Origin of the sequence: Amorphoplanes friuliensis DSM 7358 (genome assembly GCF_000494755.1) — a bacterium.
Taxonomy (GTDB): domain Bacteria; phylum Actinomycetota; class Actinomycetes; order Mycobacteriales; family Micromonosporaceae; genus Actinoplanes; species Actinoplanes friuliensis.
Map to the genome: position 1 here is coordinate 7397843 of NC_022657.1, position 20614 is coordinate 7418456.

A 20614-nucleotide genomic window follows, 5' to 3' on the forward strand; every position below is an offset into this window, starting at 1 on the left:
CTGCCTGACGTCAGGCGGCGGCAACCTCGAACTTGCGCGGCTTCGCACGCTCGGTCACCGGGATGCTCAGCGTCAGCACACCGTTGTCGTAGCGGGCGTCGAGCCGGTCGGTGTCCAGCGAGTCGGACAGGAAGACCTGCCGGCTGACCGGGCCCGTCGGGCGCTCGGCGACGAGGTACTTCACACCCTCGCGCTCGACACGCTTGCGCTCCGCGCGGACGGTGAGAACCTTCCGGTCCACCGTGACGTCGATGCTGGCCGGGTCGACGCCGGGCAGATCGATGTCGATGAAGAAGGAGTCACCGTCGCGGTAGGCGTCGAGACGGGCGCCGGTGCCGCGGGTGGTGGTGTCGAAAACTCGGGTCGTCAGGCGGTCGAAGTCGTTACGCAGCACCATGGCTTTTCCTCCGGTTCAAGTTGAGTGTTGGGCACTCAAGTCTGATAACCGGGGGACCACCCTGGTCCTTCCGTTCCGGCCCGTGACCTGCAACACCATGGGGTTCTCAGGCCAGCCGGAAGTCCTCGAAATCGAAGCCCGGGGACACCACGCAGCTGACCAGCACCGGCTCACCACCGACCGGGTACGCGCTCTGCCAGACGCCCGCCGGCACCAGCGCCTGAGGGTTGTCCGCGGTCAGCAGCACTGTCTCGCCACCCTCCTCCGGGCCGGCGCCGGCACCTCCGAAGCGCAACTCGAGCGAGCCCTGATGCAGGAACCAGAGCTCGTCCGAGGTCACGACGTGCCAGGCGGAGAACTGATCCGGCATCAGCAGGAAGTAGATCCCGGTGGCGGCGGCGCGCGGGCCGGCGTACCCGTCGGGGGTGAAGGTGACCGCGGACCGGAAGGTCTCGCGGAACCAGCCACCCTCGGGGTGGGGTTGCAGGTCGAGGCGCTCGGCCAGCGGTGGTCGTGTTGTCATTTTCCCATCCTTGCGCGGCGCGTCGTTCGAACATGTGTGCGAAGATGACCGCGTGTCCGACCAGGCGACCATCCTGCACGCCGACCTCGACTCCTTCTACGCCTCGGTCGAGCAGCGCGACGACCCTTCCCTGCGCGGCCGGCCGGTGCTGGTCGGCGGCGGGGTGGTGCTGGCCGCGAGCTACGAGGCCAAGGCGTACGGCGTGCGGACGCCGATGGGCCTCGCGCAGGCCCGGGCGCTGTGCCCGCAGGCGATCGTCGTGCCGCCGCGCATGTCGGCCTACTCCGCGGCCAGCAAGCTGGTCTTCGAGGTGTTCCACGACACCACACCGATCGTCGAGGGCATCTCCATCGACGAGGCGTTCCTCGAGGTCGCCGGTCTCCTCAAGATCCGCGGCACGCCCGCGGCCATCGCCGCCCGCCTGCGCAACGAGGTCCGCGACCGCGCCGGACTGCCGATCACTGTCGGGGTGGCCCGCACCAAGTTCCTGGCCAAGGTGGCCAGCGGGGTCGGCAAGCCCGACGGTCTGCTCGTCGTGCCGCCCGGCCAAGAACTGGCCTTCCTGCACCCCCTGCCCATCGAACGCCTCTGGGGCGTCGGGCCCGTCACCGCCGGCAAGCTGCGCGAGCGCCACATCTTCACCGTCGGCCACGTCGCCCGCATCGGCGAGGCGGCCCTGGTCACCATGCTCGGCGCCCACGCCGGACGCCACCTGCACGCCCTCGCCCACAACCACGACTCCCGCCGCGTCCGCACCGGCCACCGGCGCGGCTCGATCGGCTCGCAGTGCGCGCTGGGCCGGCGGCCCCGCCCGTTCGAAGAGGTCGAGGCCACCCTCGCCGCCCTGGTCGACCGCGTCACCCGCCGCATGCGCTCGGCCCACCGGGCCGGACGCACGATCACGCTCCGCCTGCGGTTCGGCGACTTCACCCGGGCGACCCGCTCCCGCAGCCTGCTCAAGGCCACGATGCAGACCCGGACGATCCTGGAGACCGCCCGGCAGCTGCTCCGCGAGGCCCGGCCGTTGATCGACGAACGCGGCCTGACGCTGGTCGGCGTCGCGGTCGGCAACCTGGACAGCGACGGTGCCGTCCAGCTGGAGCTGCCCTTCGACGTGCAGGTCGAGGACGGCCTGGACACGGCCCTCGACAAGGTCCGGGACAGGTTCGGCTCGTCCTCGGTCAAACGAGCCGCGTCACTGGGACACGACCTGAACCCCTCCGTCCCGATCCTGCCGGATTAGACCGCGAGGTCGGCTGCCTTTGGATTGGTGTTCGTGCGGCGGGAGCGGAGGCGGTGGCCGAGGGCGACCAGGCCGAGGCCGGCGGCGTAGATCACGGCGTTGACGATCAGGTAGGACCACGGGACGACGTCGCCGTCGGCCGGGAAGGCCGAATGGTCCCCGCCGACCCAGGCCCGGACGAGCTGCGCGGTCTGGAAGGTGAAAACGAAGGAGTGGACGGCGATGTAGGCGACAAAGGCGGCCATGCGGTTCCGGACGGCAAAACCGAGCGGGAACGCGACGAGCACCGTGACGATCAGTTCCATGAGATTCCCTCCGAGGTGAACGGGCCACCAGATTCGCCGAGGAGGCCCGTCGCGCACATCCGGGCCAGCGCCGGACCTGGGCTACGTGCTGCCACTGATGACTCGGACGGTGCTCGGGGGTGATGATGACGCGATGATCGCCGTGGGCCGGATGCGCAGGCGCGCCCTGCTGCCCGTGCTGGTCTACGCCACGGCCGTCACGCTGCTGGCCGGGCTCACCTTCAGCCCGGCCCGGCCGCTGTCCCCGGTCGAATGGGCGACGGACTCGGTGCTGCTCGGCGTTCCGGTCGTGATCGGCCTGCTGCTGTCGTGGCGCGTGCGGACCGGTCCCGTCGGTGCCGCGCTGAGCTGGGTCGGTGCCGCGCCCGCGGTCGTGTTCACGATCGAAGGCTGGGGTGAGACCACGCTGACCGCCGACCCCTGGCCGGCGGCGACGTGGTTCGCCGTTGTCCAGTCCGGCGTCTGGGTGTGGAACCTGGCCGGTTTTGTCAGCCTGTGCCTGGTCTTCCCCGACGGACTGCTCCCGGGGCGACGGTGGCGGGGCGTGATCGCGTTCTGCGTGGTCGCCGGCATCTCCGTCAACCTGACGATCTCGCTGCTGCAGCCGCAGTCCAACGAGCCGGGCGTATTTGCCATTCGGGTGCCCGACGCGGTGTTCTTCGGGCTCCTCGTCCCGGCCCTGTGCTCCGTGCTCGCCGCCGTGGCGCTGGCGGTGACCAGCCTGGTGATCCGCTATCGGCGCGGCGGAGAAATGCTCCGCACCCAACTGCGATGGTTGCTGCTCGGCGCGTTGACCGTACCGGTGCTGCTCGCCGCCGGATGGATCGCGGAGATCCTCGGTGCGCCGACCGGGGTGGCCTACGTGGGTTTCCTGGCCATGATGGTGCTCGCGGTGCCGGGCGCGATCGCGATCGCCGTCGTCCGGCACGATCTCTTCGACGTCGACCGCCTGCTGGGCACAACGCTGGCCTGGCTCGGCACGTCCGTGGTCTCGGCAGCGATCTTCGCGGCGGTGGTGGCCGGTGTCGCCCAGATCGCCGGACCGGACTCGACGGCCGGGCTCACCGGGGCGGCCTTCGTCACCGCGATGTGCCTGCTGCCGCTGCACCGGCTGCTCAACGAACTGGTCGGCCGGGTCGTCGACCGGGACGGCACGGTCAGCCGGGCTCGTATTGAGCAATTCGTCCGGCGGGTTCGGGGTGGTGAGGCTGAGCCGGAGGAGACGGAGAGCGTGCTGCGTGCGGTCCTTCGGGATGAGGGGCTCCGGCTTCTCGTGCGGCTGCCGGGTAGTCCGCCCGGCGTTTATGTCGACCTTGCCGGGCGGCCGGCCGAGCTCGGACCACCTTCGGAGCCGGTCCATCTGGCCGGGCCGGGCGTTCCTGCCCCGCCGGGCGTTGCTGCCGGGCCGGGCCTTGCTGCCGGGCCGGGGCTTGCTGCCGGGCCGGGGCTTGCTGCCGGGCCGGGGCTTGCTGCCGGGCCGGGGCTTGCTGCCGGGCCGGGGCTTGCTGGGCAGGCGCAAGCTCCGGTCGGGGCGGGCCTTTCCGCTCGGCTTTCCGGTGGGGTGGGGGCGGAAGCGGTGCGGGTTCCTTTGCGGACAGGTGACAGTGAGGTCGGGGTCATCGTTCTGGGGATCTCGTCGGCGCGGCGGTTGCGGCGTGCTCGTGAGGCCGCTCTGCAGGCGCGGCTGCCGATCGAGGTGAGTCGTCTACGGCTCGAGTTGCGGCTTGCGCTCGACGATGCTCGAGCGGGCCGGTCACGGCTTGCGCTTGCCGGGGCGGCCGAGCGGCACCGTCTTGCGCGGGATCTGCATGACGGTGCGCAGCAGCAGTTGATCGCGGTCGGGATGCGGCTGCGGTCGGTGCAGCGCGGCATCGATCCCGCGCTGACCGCCCATCAGGATCTGGAGGCTGCCGTCAGCACGCTCGCTGCCACCGTTGCCGATCTGCGGCGGCTGGCGCACGGCATCCGGCCCGCGCGGCTCGAGGACGGGCTGGCCGCGGCGCTGCGGGCGTTGGCTGCCGACAGTTCGGTGCCGGTCAGCCTCGTCGTGCCGGAGCTGGATCCGTCCGAGGCGGTGGCCACCACGGCGTACTTCCTGGTTGCCGAGGCGCTGACCAATGCGATGAAACATGCGCGGGCCACCGGCATCAGCGTTGTCGTCGAGCCGTGCGGTCCCGGCCTGCGGATCGAGGTGACCGACGACGGCGTTGGCGGCACCAGCCCGGGCTTCGGGCTGACCTCCGTGCGCGACCGGGTCACTTCGCTCGGCGGGGAACTGACCGTGGACAGTCCGCCCGGCGGCGGTACCCGGATCGAAGCGGTGATCTGAATGCGGATCGTGCTCGCCGAGGACTCCGCGCTGTTCCGCGAGGGCCTTGCCCGGCTGCTCGCCGAGGGCGGTCACGAAGTTGTGGCGGCGGTGGCCGATGCCGACGCCCTCGTGGCAGCTGTGGCGGAGCAACGGCCCGACTTCGCCGTCGTCGACGTGCGGATGCCGCCGACGATGACGGTCGACGGCGCCCTGGCGGCCCGGCGCCTGCGGGAAGAGCATCCGGGCCTGCCGATACTGCTGCTGTCACAGCACGTCGAGACCCGTCACTGCGTACCGTTGGTGGCGACCGGGGGGTTCGGTTATCTGCTGAAGGACCGGGTGCTGGGGGTCGACGATTTTCTCGACGCGATCCGGCGGGTGGCTGCCGGCGGGTCCGCGCTCGACCCCGAGGTGGTGGCCGCGCTGCTGGCGTCGACCGGGCGCGCCGACCCGCTCGCCGTGCTGACACCGCGGGAGCGGGAGGTTCTCGCCCACGCCGCCGAGGGCTGGTCGAACGGTGCGATCGCCGCCCGGCTCTCGCTCGCCGAACGCACCGTCGAGACCCACATGCGCAGTGTCCTGCTGAAACTGCGGGTGCCCGACAGCGGTGACGGGCACCGCCGGGTGCTGGCCGTGCTCACCTACCTCAGCGTGTCATAGGCCGAGCTGAGCGCGGCGCCGTCTCGGCGTCACAGGCCCGCTGGCCGCGGCCGCCCTGGACCGGCGTCGGCGTCACAGGCCGAGCCGGACGCGACCTTGGTTTACCGTCATAGGCCGAGCTGGGCGCGGCCTGTCGGCGAGAGGTCGTCGGCGGACGGGCGGCCGGACCAGGTGACCTCGTAGTCCTCGGCCGCGAAGTCGGTCGGGCTGACACCCTTGAGGAACGCCTCACCGCACTCGGCGGCGTACGCGGCGTTCTTCTCGCACCACGGGCTGGCCGGGATGTACATGACGTTGCCCCAGCCCTGCTGGTCCTCGACCGCGCCGACCGAGTGGATCATGTCGCCGTGCCACCACACGGTGTCGCCGGGCTCGACCGCGGGGATCGGTGTCAGGGCGGGCATCAGCGCCGGGTGCCAGCGTTCGCTGATCGGCAGGGCCTGGCCGTTCGCGGCACCGCACAGGTCGTCGTCGGCCACATCGTCCTGCAACGCGCGCAGCAGCAGGTAGGCCATCGCCGACGGGATCGGCACGACGTGCAGCACACCCTCGGTCGGCGCCATGTCGGACAGTGCGGTCCAGCCCTGGAACGAGCGGAACGCCGAACACATCACCGTCGACTCGTACTCGTGGACGTCGGTGCGGTAGGCGCCGTCCCACGGGTCGTAGGCCTCGGGGTTGCCGGCAAAAACATGACGGAAAACCTTCTGGTACGCGGGGAGCAGCCACCGCTCGATCGACCCCGAGTCGGTATGGGCCGACAGGCCCGACGAGGTGCTGCCGGGCTCGCGGCGGCGCACGCGGTCCGGGTACGCGGTGTCGCGGGTGGGGTCGAACCAGATCTTGCCCTCGGATTCGTGCTGCCAGAAGGAGTTGAGGAAGCCGCGGACGGCGACCATGTTGTCGTCCTCACGCGCCTCCATCTGCGGCCGTGACCAGTAGATCGGGAAGATCGACGGCTTGCTCGCGGCGAGACCACCGAACACGCCGTCGTCGACGTAGCGGTAGGTGTCGGCGAAGTTGTTGCGGTCCAGGTAGGAGACGAGCTCGGCGTCCCAGGCCTCGGCGCGGGCGCGCGGGAAGGTGCCCTTGACGACCGCGCAGCCGCGGCGGCGGACGGCCTCGACCGTCTCGGCCGGGACGGTGCCGGCGGCGATGTCGGCGAACCGCACGACCGGCCAGACCTCCTCGCCACGCTCGCGCTGGGCCACCACCTCGGCGACCTCGGCCCGGACGGCGGCCTCGGCCTGCGCAAACGCGCCGGCGACGTCACCGACCTGAGCGCGGAGCTTGGCCTTGGTCTCGCGGATGGCGGCGGGGATGTCGTCCGGTGCGGTGATCACTGGGTGCCTCCCTGGGCGATTTGATTAGGTGACCTAACTAGAAGCTTGTCCTAATGTAAGAGAGGCACGGGGAAGATCACAAGGGGTGGGTGTGAACGAAGTCGGCCGAGCACTGCCGCAGACGGTTCTCCGCGAAGCCACCGACCGCCGCCTCCTCGACGAAACCATCCGCCAGGGCCGCACCACCCGCGCCGAGCTCGCCGACGTCACCGGCTACTCGAGGCCCACGGTTTCGGAAGCTGTCCGTCGCCTGGTCGAGGCCGGCCTGCTCGACGCAACAGGCCTCAAGGAGACCGGCCGCCGCGGTCGCGTCGGCACGTTCTACTCGCTGGGCGCGCAGGCCGGCTGGGTCCTGGGCCTCGAACTCGACCAGTCCGGCGTCCACGCCCGCACCGCCGACCTCTCCGGTGCCACCCTGTCCGATCTCCGCCGCCGCCCGACCCCGCCGGGCGACGTGTCCGCGCTGGTCGAGAGCGTGCGCGCGGCGGTCCAGGCGATCCCCGCGGGGGCGGGTCCGCTGCGCGCGGTCGGCGTCTCGATCGCCAACCCGGTCGACCCGGTCACGCACCAGACGGTCCCCCTGGCCGGTACGCCGTTCCCGGAAGGTCTCCTCAGCCCGACCTCGATGATCGGCGACCTGGTCAAAGCCCCGGTCCTGGTCGACAACGACGTCAACCTCGCCGCGCTCGCCGAACACCGCGCCGGCCGGGCGACGGGCGAGGCCAGCTTCGCGTACGTCTACGTCGGAGCCGGTCTCGGCGTCGGCCTCTACATCGGCGACCAGTTGATCCGCGGAGCCCACGGGCTGGCCGGCGAGATCGGCTACCTGCCGGGCGCGTCGGCACCGACGATCGCGGCCGACCTTGCTGCCGGTGGACTCGGCCGTACCGATGCGCCTTCGAACGACGTAGCAGCGGCGTTGATGTTGCTCGACCGCGGCGACGAGGCTGCGCTGCGGGTGCTCGCGGAGGCGGTGGCACGGGCGATCAACTCGGTGGCTGCGGTGGTCGATCCGGCACTGGTGCTGCTGGGCGGGCCGGTGGGGACACATCCGGCGCTGCTCCCCCGGGTGCGGGAGGCTATCTCGTTTCCTGGGCCGACCCGGATCGAGTACGGAGGGCTGGGGACGGACGCTGCGCTGCACGGCGCTGTACAGGTGGCCGTCGAGCATGCGCGGGCGGCCGCGGTCGCGGTCTGACTCAGCCCAGCCCAGTCCGGCACATCCCAACGCGGCGCAACCCAGCGCGGCGCAACCCAGCGCGGCGCAACCCAGCGCGGCGCAACCCAGCGCGGCGCAGCCCGGCGCGGCCCGGCGCGGCCCGGCGCGGCCCGGCGCAGCCCGGCGCAGCGCGGCGCAGCCCGGCGCAGCCCAAGACATCCCAGCACGCCCCAAACCCAACTCAACGCGGCGAAGCCCAGCGCAACCGGCCCGGCACCTTCCAGCGCGGCGCAGCCCGGCCCGGCGCGGCCCGGCGCAGCCCGGCGCGGCCCGCCGCAGCCCGGCGCAGCCCGGCGCAGCCCGGCCCGGCGCAGCCCGGCGCAGCCCGGCCCGGCGCAGCCCGGCGCAGCCCGGCCCGGCGCGGCCCGCCGCAGCCCGGCGCGGAGCAGCCCCGGCGTGGCGCAGCCGGTTAGTAAACACTTACTAACCGGGGCGTCGGCGTCCCGCACGCGGTAGCAGCAGGCGGTTTGGCGCCCGGTATTCGCCTTTCCAGGTGACGACTCCCGCCTTCCTACTTCGTACGATGTCGTGCGATAGCGGTGACCGAGGGGCGGAAATCTGTGGTTGACGAACCGGAGCGCGCACCCGCCAGCCGCCCGGCCCGTGTCATCGCAGGGATGCTTCGCCGCGCCGCTCCGCGCCTCATCGTTGTTGTCGGGCTGAACGCTTTGAGCGCCTTCTCCTCAGCCGTGACTCCCGAGCTGGTGGCTTACACGATCCAGTCGTTGGCTTTTGTTCTGGTCTTCGGCGCTCTGGGGTCGAGGGAATGGTGGCGCTATGTGCGGCACGGCAACCCGGCGCCGTGGCAGGTAGCGCATGGGGGCGCCACCGCGGTGTTTGTCACCGACCCCGGGCGGGACCGTTTTCAGGTGGTTGCGCAGCTGAGGGAGCACGGTGGCCTGGATTTTGGTCAGGCACTTCAGCGGGCCGAGGATCCCTCCCGACCGGTCTGGGACGACCTGACCAGCGAGAGCGCCGACCGGCTCGGTGCCGTCCTGGTCGACGCGGGTGCGAGCGTGGTCGTGAAACCGCGGCCGAGCCCTTCCTGGGCCCGCGATGTCACCGGCCGATGAGGGTCCCGCGGTGACAGGTCCGCGGTGTGGGGCAGACTGCTGGGGTGCGGAAGATCTACGTGATCGGGATCGGTGCGGGTGATCCGGACCAGCTGACCCTGCAGGCGGCGAAGGCCATCGGCCGGACCGACGTGTTTTTTCTCCTCGACAAGGGCGAGGCCAAGGAAAGCATGATCGAGCTGCGCCGCAAGATGCTCAAGGCTTACGGCCGTCCGAGCCGGCGCATCGCCGAGGGCCGCGACCCCGACCGTAACCGCGCCCCTGCCGACTACGAGGGCACCATCGCCGACTGGCGGCACCGCCGTTCCGAGGTCACCGAGGCCTTGATCAGTGAGCACCTGCTCGACGAGGAGACGGGTGCGTTCCTCGTCTGGGGTGATCCGTCGCTCTACGACTCGACGATCAGCATTCTGGACGAGATCCTGGCGCGTGGCGCGACCACCTTCGAGTACGAGGTGATCCCCGGCGTCAGCAGCGTGTCGACCCTCGCCGCGCGGCACAAGATCGGCCTGAACCGGGTCGGTCAGCCGTTCCAGGTCACGACCGGCCGGCGTCTGGCCGAGGAGTGGCCGGCCGGCGTGGACGACGTAGTGGTCATGCTCGACGCGCACCAGACGTTCGGCACGGTCGACGGGGCGAATGTCGACATCTTCTGGGGCGCCTACCTCGGCACCGAGGACGAGCTGCTCGTCTCCGGCCCGCTCGACGAGGTAGCCGACGAGATTCGCCGGGTGCGTGCGGAGGCTCGCGAGCGCCACGGCTGGATCATGGACACCTACCTGCTACGTCGCCGTCAGGGCTGAGCGGCACTCTGCCCGGTCGTAGGGCAGTCCGGCCTGCCGGTACACCAGCCCGACGCTGCCGTTGGCCGGATCCCACAGATCATCGTTCGCCACCAGCGCCCGGACCAGCTCACGCTGGGCGTCGTCCAACCGACCCCGGTACGGCCGCAGAAAAGCAAACGCCACCAGCGGCCCCCAGTCGTCCCCGAACCCGGTCCACCGTGCGCGGGCAACAACGGCGCACGCGGCCTCGGATATCTCCGCGAAGCTTCCCGCCACCCGTATCGCCGCGCCCACCAGCTCCGACACGTGAACGCCGCGCGGTGGAGGCGTCCGCAGCGCCGCCAGGATGATCCGCCGGGCAGCCGGCTCGTCCTCCGTGGCCAGCGCGGCCCGCAACCGCACCGCCGGATCCGGGTCGTCGAGCCGGTCACGAACGTCCTCACCCAGCTCAGCCAGCAACCGCACCCAGTCCGCCGCTCCCGGCGCGGCCAGGGGACCCGGAGGAAACTCGGCGGCCTGGCGTCGGATCGCGGCGGCGAGCTCGGCACGCTGCGCGGCCAGGAGTGGTGTGCAAGCCATTGCCACCAGGCTGTCCGCCAGGGGAAACGGCAGGCCCCACTCGAGCATCGGCTGTATCGCCGCATAGACCTCGGCCACGGCTTCACCGAGTTCGGCCGAATACAGCACGCATCGGCCGGCGTAGCCGAGGAACTCGATCAGGCCGTCGACCACGTCCGGGTGGGCGCGGCCGTCGACGAGAAGCGCACCGACGGCGCGGACCACCGGTGGCGCGGCCGTTTCGGGGGAACCCTGGTGCAGCACCGCCACTTCGAGATGTTCCAACGCCGCCCGCCGCGCCTCGGGGTCACCGTGCTCGAGGGCTTCGAGGTGCTTCGGTGTGTCCGTCGCGCGGCCGTAGGCGTGGCGGAGTGTGAACCAGTCCGGTGTTATTCGTCGCCCTCCAGATCGCCTTCGGTCTGGAGGTAGACCTGTTGGAGGGCGGCCAGGGTGTCCGGGTCGGGAGAGTCCCAGAGTTTGCGGTCCGCGGCCTCCAGCAGTCGTTCCGTGATGCTGTGCAGGGCCCACGGGTTCGACTGGGTCATGAACTTCTGGTTTTCCGGGTCGAGGACGTACGTCGCGGCCAGCTGCTCGTACATCCAGTCGGCGACCACGCCCGCGGTGGCGTCGTACCCGAAGAGGTAGTCGACCGTTGCGGCCAGTTCGAAGGCGCCCTTGTAACCGTGGCGGCGCATCGCGGCGATCCAGCGCGGGTTGACCACGCGGGCGCGGAAGACGCGGGCGGTCTCCTCGGTCAGGCTGCGGGTCTTGGTGGCGTCCGGGTTGGTGGAGTCGCCGATGTACGCCGCCGGCGCCCGCCCGGTCAGCGCCCGCACCGTGGCGATCATGCCGCCGTGGTACTGGAAGTAGTCGTCGGAGTCGGCGATGTCGTGCTCGCGGGTGTCGATGTTCTTCGCCGCGACCTCGATCCGCCGGTACGCGGTTTCCATGTCACCCCGCGCCTCGACGCCGTCCAGTCCGCGACCGTAGGCAAAACCGCCCCACACGGCGTAGACCTCGGCCAGATCCGCGTCGCCGCGCCAGTTGCGGCTGTCGATCAGGGGCAGGATGCCCGCGCCGTACGCACCGGGCCGTGAGCCGAAGATGCGTGTGGTCGCCTGGCGCCACGTCTTCTCCGCGGTGACGTCCGCGAGGGCGTGCGCCCGCACGAAGTTCTGCTCCAGCGGCTCGTCGAGACCCGCGACCAGGCCGACGGCGTCGTCCAGCATCGCCACCACGTGCGGGAACGCGTCGCGGAAGAAGCCGGAGATGCGGACCGTCACGTCGATGCGGGGCCGGCCGAGCTCGTCGAGCGTGATCGGCTCCATGCCCGTCACGCGACGTGAGGCCTGGTCCCAGATCGGGCGTACGCCCATCAGCGCCAGGATCTCGGCGATGTCGTCACCCGCCGTGCGCATGGCGCTGGTGCCCCAGGCCGAGAGCCCGACGGACCGCGGCCAGTCGCCGTAGTCGCTGCGGTAGCGGGTGAGCAGCGACTCCGCCATGGCCTGCCCGGTCTCCCAGGCCAGCATGCTCGGGATGGCCTTGGGGTCGACGGAGTAGAAGTTGCGGCCGGTCGGGAGCACGTTGATCAGGCCGCGCAGCGGTGAGCCGCTCGGCCCGGCCGGCACGTATCCGCCGTCGAGGGCGTGCAGGACGTTGGTCAGCTCGTCGGTCGTTCGCGCGAGCCGGGGCACCACCTCGGTGGCGGCAAAACGCAGGACGTTCGCCACCGTCTCGTCGTCGGTGACCTCCGCGGCGGCAGCCGGTTCCCAGCCACGCTCCTCCATGGCGGCAACCAGCGCGTGAGCCTGCGCCTCGACAGCGTCGGTCTCGGCGGTGGACGCCTCCTCGGCCAGGCCCAGCGCCTCGCGCAGACCTGGCAGGGCGGCGACCTGACCGGCCCACATCTGCCGGGCGCGCAGCATCGCGAGCACCAGGTTGACCCGGGCTTCGCCGGTCGGGGCGGCGCCGAGGATGTGCAGGCCGTCGCGGATCTGCACGTCCTTGATCTCGCAGAGCCAGCCGTCGACGTGGAGGATGAACTCGTCGAACTCCTCGTCGTCGGGGCGGTTGTCGAGTCCGAGGTCGTGGTCCATCTTGGCCGCCTGGATCAGCGTCCAGATCTGGGCGCGGATCGCGGGCAGCTTCGCCGGGTCGAGGGCGGCGATGTTGGCGTGCTCGTCGAGCAACTGCTCGAGCCGGGCGACGTCGCCGTACGACTCGGCGCGGGCCATCGGCGGGATCAGGTGGTCGACCAGGGTGGCGTGGGCGCGGCGCTTGGCCTGGGTGCCCTCGCCCGGGTCGTTGACCAGGAACGGGTAGATCAGCGGCAGGTCACCGAGGGCCGCGTCGGTGCCGTCCGAGGCGGACATGCCGACGTTCTTGCCGGGCAGCCATTCGAGGTTGCCGTGCTTACCGACGTGCACGACCGCGTGCGCGCCGAACTCCTCGGCCACCCACCTGTACGCAGCGAGGTAGTGATGGCTCGGCGGCAGATCCGGGTCGTGGTAGATCGCGACCGGGTTGGCACCGAAACCCCGCGGCGGCTGGACCATCACGACGACGTTCTCACCGCGCAGGGCGGCGAGCACGATGTCGTCCTGGTCGACGTAGAGCTCACCGGGCGCCTGCCCCCAGTGCTGCTCCATCGACTCGCGCAGGTCGGCCGGCAGCGTCGCGAACCACGAACGGTACGAGTCGCCGGAGATGCGGACCGGGTTGCCGGCGAGCTGGTCCTCGGTCAGCCAGTCCGGGTCCTGACCACCGGCCGCGATCAGCGCGTGGATGAGCTTGTCGCCGTCACTCTCGGCCACTCCCGGAAACTCCCCGACCTGGTAACCGCGCTCCTGCATGGCCTGGAGCAGGCGGACCGTCGAGACCGGAGTGTCGAGCCCGACGGCATTACCGATCCTCGAATGCTTGGTCGGGTACGCGGAGAGCATGACCACGATCCGCCGCTCGGCCGGCGGGATGTGCCGCAGCCGGGCGTGGGCGACGGCGATGCCGGCGACCCGTGCGGCACGCTCGGGATCCGGCACGTAGACGGAGAGCCCGTCGGGGTCGATCTCCTTGAACGAGAACGGCACGGTGATGATCCGGCCGTCGAACTCGGGGATCGCCACCTGCGTCGCCGCGTCCAGCGGGGACAGACCGTCGTCGCTGGCCTCCCACGCGGCGCGGCTGCTGGTCAGGCACAGGCCCTGCAGGATCGGCACGTCGAGGTCGGCGAGCACGCCGACGTCCCACGCCTCGTCGTCGCCACCGGCGGACACGGTCGCGGGCTTGGTGCCACCGGCGGCGAGCACGGTCACGACCAGGGCGTCCGCCTTGCGCAGCTCGGCGAGCAGCTCGGGTGACGCCGTACGCAGGGAGGCCGTGAAGATCGGCAGTGGCCGTGCGCCCTTGGCCTCGAGGGCCTGGCAGAGGGCCTCGACAAAGTTCGTGTTTCCGGCCATGTGGTGCGCGCGGTAGTAGAGCACCGCGACCGTCGGGCCCGTGGTGTCGGCGGCATCGCGCGGCAGCAGACCCCAGTCGGGCGCGGGCACGGGCGCGGCGAACCCGTGACCGGTCAGGAGGATCGTGTCGGAGAGGAAGTCGTGCAGCGCCGCCAGATTGTCCGCGCCGCCGTAGGCCAGGTAGCCGTGCGCCTCGGCCGCCACCCCCGCGGGCACGGTCGACAGCTTCATCAGGTCGGCGTCGGGGGCCTGCTCGCCACCGAGGACCACCACCGGGACAGGCCCGGCGAGCAGCGCGTCGAGGCCCTCCTCCCAGGCCCGGCGCCCGCCGAGGATGCGGACGACGACCAGCTCGGCCCCGTCGAGCAGGGCGGGCAGGTCGGCGACCGCGGTGCGGGCCGGATTGGCCAGGCGGTAATCGGCGCCGCTGGCACGGGCGCTCAGCAGGTCGGTGTCGGACGTCGACAGCAGCAGAAACACGGCTCTCCCCTCGGGGTCCGCGCCCCGGGTCGAAGGAATTCACGGCGACCGGAGTTCCTGGCTGCAAGGTCTATCAGGACCCTGTGACAGTGGCGGGACCGCGCCGGACTCGCACCGGCTTCCTCCGCGGCGTCGCCGCACGTGGACTCCCACTCTTGCGACCGGTGAGGGTGACGTCAAGGCGGGGTGGCCGGTGTGACGATGCCGACCGTCGCCGGGAAAGTGTCGGGCCCGATCCGTAGTATCCGGGCCGTGCCTCAGCCATCACCACGTGCCGATGCGGACGCCTGCCCGGGCGCCCTGCGGTTGCACGCCGCAGCCGACGGGCCGCTGGCGCGCGTCCGCCTGCCGGGTGGGCGGCTGACCGGTGCGCAGCTGGCGGCGCTGCGGGTCCTGGCCCAGCAGTGGGGTGACGGCCACGCCGAGCTGACCAGCCGGGCCAATCTCCAGCTCAGAGCCCTCGAAGACGTTCCGGTGGACCAGCTCGCGGCCCGCCTGCGCTCGGCGGGCCTCCTGCCCTCCGACACCCACGAGCTGGTACGCAACATAGCCGCGTCCCCACTGGCCGGCGGCCCGGACGTGGCCGGACTGGACCAGGCGCTGTGCGCGGATCCCCGGCTCGCGTCGCTGCCCGGAAGGTTCCTTTTTGCGCTCGACAGCGGCGCGGGGGACGTGGCGTTCCCGGCTGACGTGGCAGCGCTGCCGCTCCCCGATCAGGGCGACGTGGCGATCCTCTTCGCGGGCACCGACGCCGGCCTGCGGGTGCCGACCGGCGAGGTGATCCCGGCGCTGCTGGCGGCCGCCCACGCATTCCTGGACGAGCGCACCGCCCAGCAGCAAGGGGCGGATCGTGTGGCTTGGCGGGTGCGGGAGCTGACGGACGGCCCGGCCCGGGTCGCCGCACGCACTGCCGCCACGCTGGGCCGGAGCCTGGGTGAGCGTGTTCGCCTCACTCGGCCGCCGGTGCGCGAGCCGATCGGGGCCATCGCCCAGCCGGACGGGCGCCGGGCCGTCGGTGCGCTGGTGCCGCTGGGGCGCCTCACCGCCGTACAGATGAAGGTTTTGTCGGGGGCCGCGGCCCTGGTCGTGACGCCGTGGCGCGGGATCGTCGTGCCCGATCTGCCCGCGTCCGAGGTCGAGGGCTGGGTGGAAGCGCTGCGGGACGCCGGGCTGGAGGTGTCGGCGGGCTCGCGCTGGGTGGGTGTGAGCGCCTGCGCCGGGCGGCCGGGCTGCGCGAAATCGCTGGCCGACGTGCGCGCGGACGCCGATGCCGCGACCACCGCGGGCGAGGGCCTGCCCGTGCATTGGGTCGGTTGTGAGCGCGGTTGCGGGAGCCCGGCCGGGCCGCACGTGCGGGTCGAGGCCACCGGGACGGGATACGAGGTGCGGTCGCCGGAGTTCAGCGGCTCCGCACCGGCAGGTGCAGTGGGCGCGCTGGTCGGCGCCGCGAGGAAGGGCTGAGATGGAGTACGTGCACGACGGCGCGGAGATCTACCGGCGGTCGTTCGCCACGATCCGGGAGGAAGCCGACCTGTCGGGGTTGCCGGCCGACGTGGCGAGGGTCGCGGTCCGGATGATCCACGCGTGCGGGATGGTCGACCTGGTCCCCGACATCGCCTACAGCGCGGGTGTGGTGACCGCGGCACGCAAGGCGCTGCTCGGTGGCGCGCCGATCTTCTGCGACGCCGAGATGGTCGCCTCCGGGGTCACCCGCAAGCGACTGCCGGCCGGCAACGAGGTCGTCTGTACGCTGCGCGACCCGACGGTGCCCGCCCTCGCGGCGCAGCTCGGCAACACCCGCAGCGCCGCAGCGCTCGACCTGTGGGGCGACCGCCTCGCCGGCGCGGTGGTTGCGATCGGCAACGCGCCGACGGCCCTGTTCCGGCTGCTGGAGATGATCGAAGCGGGTGCACCACGACCGGCGGCGGTGCTGGGCATCCCGGTCGGCTTCATCGGCGCGGCCGAGTCGAAGGACGCCCTGGCCGCCTCCGACCTGGAGTTCCTGGTCGTGCGCGGACGGCGTGGTGGCAGTGCGATGACGGCGGCGGCGGTCAACGCCCTCGCCTCGGAGGAGGAGTAGCATGGCGGGTCGGCTGTTCGGGGTCGGGCTCGGTCCGGGCGACCCGGAGCTGGTCACCGTCAAGGCGGCGCGGCTGATCGGCGCGGCGGACGTGATCGCGTACCACGCGGCGCGCCACGGACGCAGCAATGCGCGGGCCATCGCGGAGTCCTACCTGCGTGAGGGTCAGATCGAGGAGCCGCTGATCTATCCCGTCACCACCGAGACGACCGACCACCCGGGCGGATACCAGGGCGCGATCGACGAGTTCTACGCCGAGAGCGCCGAGCGGCTGGCCGCCCATCTGGACGCGGGCCGTGACGTGGTGGTCCTGGCCGAGGGTGACCCGTTCTTCTACGGCTCCTACATGCACATGCACAAACGGCTCGCCGACCGCTACGAGGCCGTGGTCGTGCCCGGCGTTACTTCGGTGAGTGCCGCATCGGCGGTGCTCGGCCGCCCGCTGATGGAACGCGACGAGACCCTGACCGTCCTGCCCGGCACCCTGCCACCAGCAGAGCTCGCAGCGCGACTGGCCGGCACCGACTCCGCGGCCATCATGAAGCTGGGCCGCACCTTCCCCGGCGTCCGGGACGCGCTGGAGCAGGCCGGTCGCCTCGACGACGCCTGGTACGTCGAGCGGGCGACCACCGATCGCGAGCGCTCCGGCAAGGTCGCGGACATCGACCCGTCGACGGTCCCCTACTTCTCCCTGGCCCTGCTGCCGAGCAAGGCCGCTCTGACCGGCACAGCCGCTCCGACTGAAACGCCGGTGTCGCAGGACGGCCGAGGCGAGGTGACGGTCGTCGGACTGGGGCCGGCTGGGCAGGAGTGGCTGACTCCCGAGGCGCAGGCTGCACTGGCCGAGGCTGATGACGTGGTCGGTTATGGGCCTTATGTGGACCGGGTTCCGGACAGCCCGCACCGGCGGAAACACCCGTCGGACAACCGCGTCGAGGCCGAGCGGGCGGCGTTTGCGCTCGACCTGGCCAAGCGCGGCCGTCGTGTCGCGGTGGTCTCGTCGGGCGACCCCGGGGTGTTCGCGATGGCCGCCGCGGTGCTGGAGGTCAGTGAGGACCCGCAGTGGAAGGACGTTCCGGTCCGGGTGGTGCCGGGTCTGACCGCGGCGCAGGCCGTGGCCAGTCGCGCGGGTGCGCCGCTCGGGCACGACTTCTGCATCATGTCGCTCTCCGACCGGCTCAAGCCGTGGGAGGTCATCGCCGGCCGGTTGACCGCCGCGGCGAGCGCCGACCTGGTCATCGCCATCTACAACCCGGCTTCCCGGAGCCGCAAGGAACAGCTGGTCAAGGCCCGTGAGCTCCTGCTCGAGCACCGCACGCCGCAGACCCCGGTGGTTGTCGGCCGGGACGTGGGCGGGCCCGAGGAGTCGATCCTGGTTACGACGCTGGGCGAGCTCGATCCGGCGACGGTCGACATGCGCTGCTTGCTGATCGTGGGCTCGAGCCAGACCCGCATGACGACCCGCGGCGACGGCTCTACCCAGGTGTACACACCTCGTCACTACCCCGCCTGAGCCAGTCGAGGGCGGCGTCCACGGTTTCAACAACAGCACCGGACGGAAGAGGTGGGCGGTCCTGCACGACGACGGGAATGCCGCGGTCGCGGGCGGCGTCGAGCTTTGCGGTGCTGCCGCCGCTGTCCTTGGTGACCAGGACGTCGATCCGGTGCCGGTCGAGCAGGGCACCCTCGCTGCCGGTGGTGAACGGGCCGCGGTCGAGCAGCACCTCGAGGCGCCGCGGCAGGGGCGCTTCCGGGGGCTCGACCGACCGCGACAGAAACCAGCACTCGTCGACCCCGGCGAAGGCCGCGATGCTCTGCCGCCCGGTGGTCAGAAACACCCGCTCCCCCAGCGACGGCAGCAGCGCGGCGGCCGCGTCGAGCGCCGGCACCCGCAGCCAGCGGTCGCCGGGCTGCTCGGTCCAGCCGGGCCGGCGCAGCACGAGCAGCGGCACGCCAGTCTCCCGCGCCGCCGCGACGGCGTTGCCGGTCATCACCGCCGCGAACGGATGTGTCGCATCCACGATCGCGTCGATCGCCTCGGCGCGCACAAAGGAGGCCAGTCCGGCGGCACCCCCGAAACCACCGATCCGTACGCGGCCGGCGGGAAGCAGCGGTGTGCTCGTGCGCCCGGCCAGCGAGCTGATCACCTCGAAGTTGTCCACGGCGGCCGTGGCCAGTGCCCGCCCCTCGGTCGTACCCCCGAGGACCAGGACTTTCACGGCCGGCAGCGTTCCGTCGAGTAGAGGTGGCTGTCCGGGAACGCGGTGGCGGTCAGCGCCGCACCGACGACGATCACCGCGGTTCGTTTGATGCCCGCGGCGGTCACCTTCGCGGCGATGTCGGCCAGCGTGCCGCGAACGATCAGCTCGTCCTCCCGGCTCGCCCGCGCCACGACGGCGACCGGGCAGTCCACGCCGTAATTCGGCACCAGCTCCGCGACCACCGCGTCGATCCGTTGCACGGCGAGGTGCAGGACCATCGTCGACCGGCTCGCGCCGAGCGTGGCGAGGTCCTCGCCCGGCGGCATCGCCGTGGCCCGCTCGGCCGTCCTCGTCAGGATCACCGTCTGTGCGACCCCGGGCACGGTGAACTCCCGGCCCAGCGAGGCCGCCGCGGCGGCAAATGCGGGCACGCCGGGCGTCACGTCGTACCCGATCCCGGCCTCGTCGAGGCGCCGCATCTGCTCGGCGACCGCGCTGAACACCGACGGATCCCCGGAGTGCAGCCGCGCCACGTCGTGACCGGCCTTCTCGGCCGTGACCATCTCGGCGAGGATCTGGTCGAGGTCGAGCCCGGCGGTGTCGACCAGCCGCGCGCCGGGTGGGCAGAACGTCAGCAGCTCCGCCGGAACGAGACTCCCGGCGTAGAGACACACCGGCGACGACCCGATCAGCCGCTGGCCCCGCACCGTGATGAGGTCCGCGGCGCCCGGCCCCGCACCGATGAAGTGCACCGTCACGGCTTGCTCACCGACCAGATCGTCACCGGCATCATCGCTCTCCATCCCGTAAAACCGCCGATGGGCGACGCCCGGTTGACGGCGATCCGGGTCATTTCACCGCCCAGTTCGGCATATCGGGCCGCCAGCGCGGCCTCCGACTCCAGCGTCACCGCGTTCGCGACCAGTCGCCCGCCGCTCGGCAGCGCGGCCCAGGCCGCCTCGACCACACCCTCGCGCGTCACGCCGCCGCCGACAAAAACCACGTCCGGCCCGGCCAGGCCGTCCAAGGCTGCGGGCGCGCGTCCCTCCACAACCGTCAGCTTCGGTACGCCCAGAGCGCCCGCGTTCCTCCGGATGCGTCCGGCACGTACAGGATCGGACTCGACCGCGATCGCCCGGCAGTCCCGGTGCGCGCGCATCCACTCGATCGCGATGCTGCCCGAACCGGCGCCGACGTCCCAGAGCAGCTCCCCCGGCTGCGGCCCGAGAATCGCCAGTGTGACCGCCCGGACCTCACGTTTGGTGAGCTGCCCGTCGCTTTCGTAGACGTCGTCCGGCAGCCCCGGCACGAGCGGCCTCGGCTCGGAGCCACCCGAGCAAACGACCGCGATCACGTTCAGGGGGTCGATATCGCCGGCGTCCAGCTCCGCCGCGCGGCCGGTGCGGATCTGCTCAGCCGGGCCTCCGAGCTGGGAGAGGACGCTCACGCTGCTGTCCCCGTACCCCCGGGAAGTGAGGAGGGCCGCGACGGCGGCCGGAGTGTGGGCACCGGCGCTGAGGACGAGGATCTTGCGGTGGGGGTGGATCAGGGGGTGGAGTTCCTCGACCGGGGCGGTGACCAGGCTCAGGACGTCGACCTCCGGGAGCGGCCAGCCGAGGCGCGCCGCCGCGAGCGACACCGACGACGGGTGCGGCAGGACGCGGACGGCTGCCGCGCCGAGCAGGCGGACCAGTGTCGTGCCGATGCCGTGGAACATCGGATCGCCGCTGGCCAGGACCGCGAGGTGCCGGCCGCGGTGCGCGTCGAGCAGACCCGGGAGCGCGGGCACCAGCGGCGACGGCCACGGCACACGCTCGGCGGTCACGGCTGACGGGAGCAGCGTCAGCTGGCGTGAGCTGCCGAAGATCACTTCGGCGGAGGTGAGCGCTGCTGTGGCCGTACCCGACAGGCCCGGCCAGCCGTCGGCGCCGACGCCGACAACGGTGAGTCCGGCGGGTTTGTCAGTCACGTCGTGACG

Annotated in this window: 18 protein-coding genes and 1 riboswitch; of the genes, 9 read left to right on the plus strand and 9 right to left on the minus strand. The window is 71.9% G+C overall.

Annotated features, from left to right (window positions below; genetic code table 11):
• Window positions 1–10 precede the first annotated feature (10 nt).
• Window positions 11–397, minus strand: a complete 387-nt coding sequence (locus tag AFR_RS34070; protein WP_023561379.1) for an Hsp20/alpha crystallin family protein — start codon at window positions 395–397, stop codon at window positions 11–13.
• A 106-nt stretch (window positions 398–503) separates the two neighbouring features.
• A complete protein-coding gene (locus tag AFR_RS34075; RefSeq protein ID WP_023561380.1) occupies window positions 504–920 on the minus strand; it encodes a cupin domain-containing protein in 417 nt (138 codons plus the stop codon).
• 52 nt (window positions 921–972) lie between these two features.
• On the opposite strand from AFR_RS34075, the gene dinB reads away from it, so the two are divergent.
• Window positions 973–2163, plus strand: a complete 1191-nt coding sequence (gene dinB, locus AFR_RS34080; RefSeq protein ID WP_023561381.1) for a DNA polymerase IV — start codon at window positions 973–975, stop codon at window positions 2161–2163.
• Here dinB and AFR_RS34085 read toward each other — a convergent pair.
• Window positions 2160–2468: a hypothetical protein gene (locus AFR_RS34085; protein WP_023561382.1), complete on the minus strand. Its 309-nt coding sequence runs from the start codon at window positions 2466–2468 to the stop codon at window positions 2160–2162. The genes dinB and AFR_RS34085 overlap by 4 nt on opposite strands.
• 97 nt (window positions 2469–2565) lie before the next feature.
• On the opposite strand from AFR_RS34085, the gene AFR_RS44225 reads away from it, so the two are divergent.
• A complete protein-coding gene (locus AFR_RS44225) occupies window positions 2566–4797 on the plus strand; it encodes a sensor histidine kinase (protein ID WP_148308146.1) in 2232 nt (743 codons plus the stop codon).
• Complete coding sequence (locus AFR_RS34095) at window positions 4798–5439, plus strand: response regulator (RefSeq protein ID WP_023561384.1); 642 nt, start codon at window positions 4798–4800, stop codon at window positions 5437–5439. It begins immediately after the preceding gene.
• 107 nt (window positions 5440–5546) lie between these two features.
• Here AFR_RS34095 and AFR_RS34100 read toward each other — a convergent pair whose 3' ends face one another.
• Window positions 5547–6782, minus strand: coding sequence for a YbiU family protein (locus AFR_RS34100; protein ID WP_023561385.1), 1236 nt, complete (start codon window positions 6780–6782; stop codon window positions 5547–5549).
• Window positions 6783–6873: 91 nt separating this feature from the next.
• Between AFR_RS34100 and AFR_RS34105 the strand changes: the two genes are divergently transcribed.
• From AFR_RS34105 to cobF, 3 genes are all read left to right on the plus strand, one after another.
• The gene (locus tag AFR_RS34105; RefSeq protein WP_041843107.1) at window positions 6874–7980 is read left to right on the plus strand and encodes an ROK family transcriptional regulator; all 1107 of its coding nucleotides are present in this window, start codon (window positions 6874–6876) and stop codon (window positions 7978–7980) included.
• Window positions 7981–8540: 560 nt separating this feature from the next.
• The gene (locus AFR_RS34110) at window positions 8541–9074 is read left to right on the plus strand and encodes a hypothetical protein (protein ID WP_148308147.1); all 534 of its coding nucleotides are present in this window, start codon (window positions 8541–8543) and stop codon (window positions 9072–9074) included.
• Between the two features lie 44 nt (window positions 9075–9118).
• Window positions 9119–9877: a precorrin-6A synthase (deacetylating) gene (gene cobF, locus AFR_RS34115; protein ID WP_023561388.1), complete on the plus strand. Its 759-nt coding sequence runs from the start codon at window positions 9119–9121 to the stop codon at window positions 9875–9877.
• Here the strand turns inward: cobF and AFR_RS34120 are convergent.
• Both AFR_RS34120 and cobN read right to left on the minus strand, forming a co-directional pair.
• Complete coding sequence (locus tag AFR_RS34120) at window positions 9857–10687, minus strand: hypothetical protein (RefSeq protein ID WP_023561389.1); 831 nt, start codon at window positions 10685–10687, stop codon at window positions 9857–9859. The two genes, cobF and AFR_RS34120, sit on opposite strands and share 21 nt — an antisense overlap.
• A gap of 119 nt (window positions 10688–10806) precedes the next feature.
• Window positions 10807–14355: a cobaltochelatase subunit CobN gene (gene cobN / locus AFR_RS34125; RefSeq protein WP_023561390.1), complete on the minus strand. Its 3549-nt coding sequence runs from the start codon at window positions 14353–14355 to the stop codon at window positions 10807–10809.
• A 33-nt stretch (window positions 14356–14388) separates the two neighbouring features.
• A riboswitch (cobalamin riboswitch) is annotated at window positions 14389–14536 on the minus strand.
• A gap of 71 nt (window positions 14537–14607) precedes the next feature.
• Between cobN and AFR_RS34130 the strand changes: the two genes are divergently transcribed.
• The 3 genes from AFR_RS34130 to AFR_RS34140 are packed head-to-tail and all read left to right on the plus strand — an operon-like array spanning window position 14608 to window position 17948.
• A complete protein-coding gene (locus AFR_RS34130) occupies window positions 14608–15816 on the plus strand; it encodes a ferredoxin-like domain-containing protein (RefSeq protein WP_041843109.1) in 1209 nt (402 codons plus the stop codon).
• A gap of 1 nt (window position 15817) precedes the next feature.
• Entirely contained in the window at window positions 15818–16435 is a 618-nt protein-coding gene (locus tag AFR_RS34135) for a precorrin-8X methylmutase (protein WP_023561392.1), read from the plus strand.
• A 1-nt stretch (window position 16436) separates the two neighbouring features.
• Complete coding sequence (locus tag AFR_RS34140) at window positions 16437–17948, plus strand: precorrin-2 C(20)-methyltransferase (protein ID WP_023561393.1); 1512 nt, start codon at window positions 16437–16439, stop codon at window positions 17946–17948.
• On the opposite strand, the gene AFR_RS34145 is transcribed toward AFR_RS34140, so the two are convergent.
• The 3 genes from AFR_RS34145 to AFR_RS34155 are packed head-to-tail and all read right to left on the minus strand — an operon-like array spanning window position 17911 to window position 20605.
• On the minus strand, window positions 17911–18654 hold the full coding sequence (locus AFR_RS34145) for a cobalt-precorrin-6A reductase (protein ID WP_023561394.1): 744 nt from the start codon (window positions 18652–18654) through the stop codon (window positions 17911–17913). The genes AFR_RS34140 and AFR_RS34145 overlap by 38 nt on opposite strands.
• Complete coding sequence (gene cobM, locus AFR_RS34150) at window positions 18651–19439, minus strand: precorrin-4 C(11)-methyltransferase (RefSeq protein ID WP_238547173.1); 789 nt, start codon at window positions 19437–19439, stop codon at window positions 18651–18653. Before cobM ends, AFR_RS34145 begins: the two co-directional genes overlap by 4 nt.
• A complete protein-coding gene (locus tag AFR_RS34155) occupies window positions 19391–20605 on the minus strand; it encodes a bifunctional cobalt-precorrin-7 (C(5))-methyltransferase/cobalt-precorrin-6B (C(15))-methyltransferase (RefSeq protein WP_023561396.1) in 1215 nt (404 codons plus the stop codon). Before AFR_RS34155 ends, cobM begins: the two co-directional genes overlap by 49 nt.
• Window positions 20606–20614: the final 9 nt, after the last annotated feature.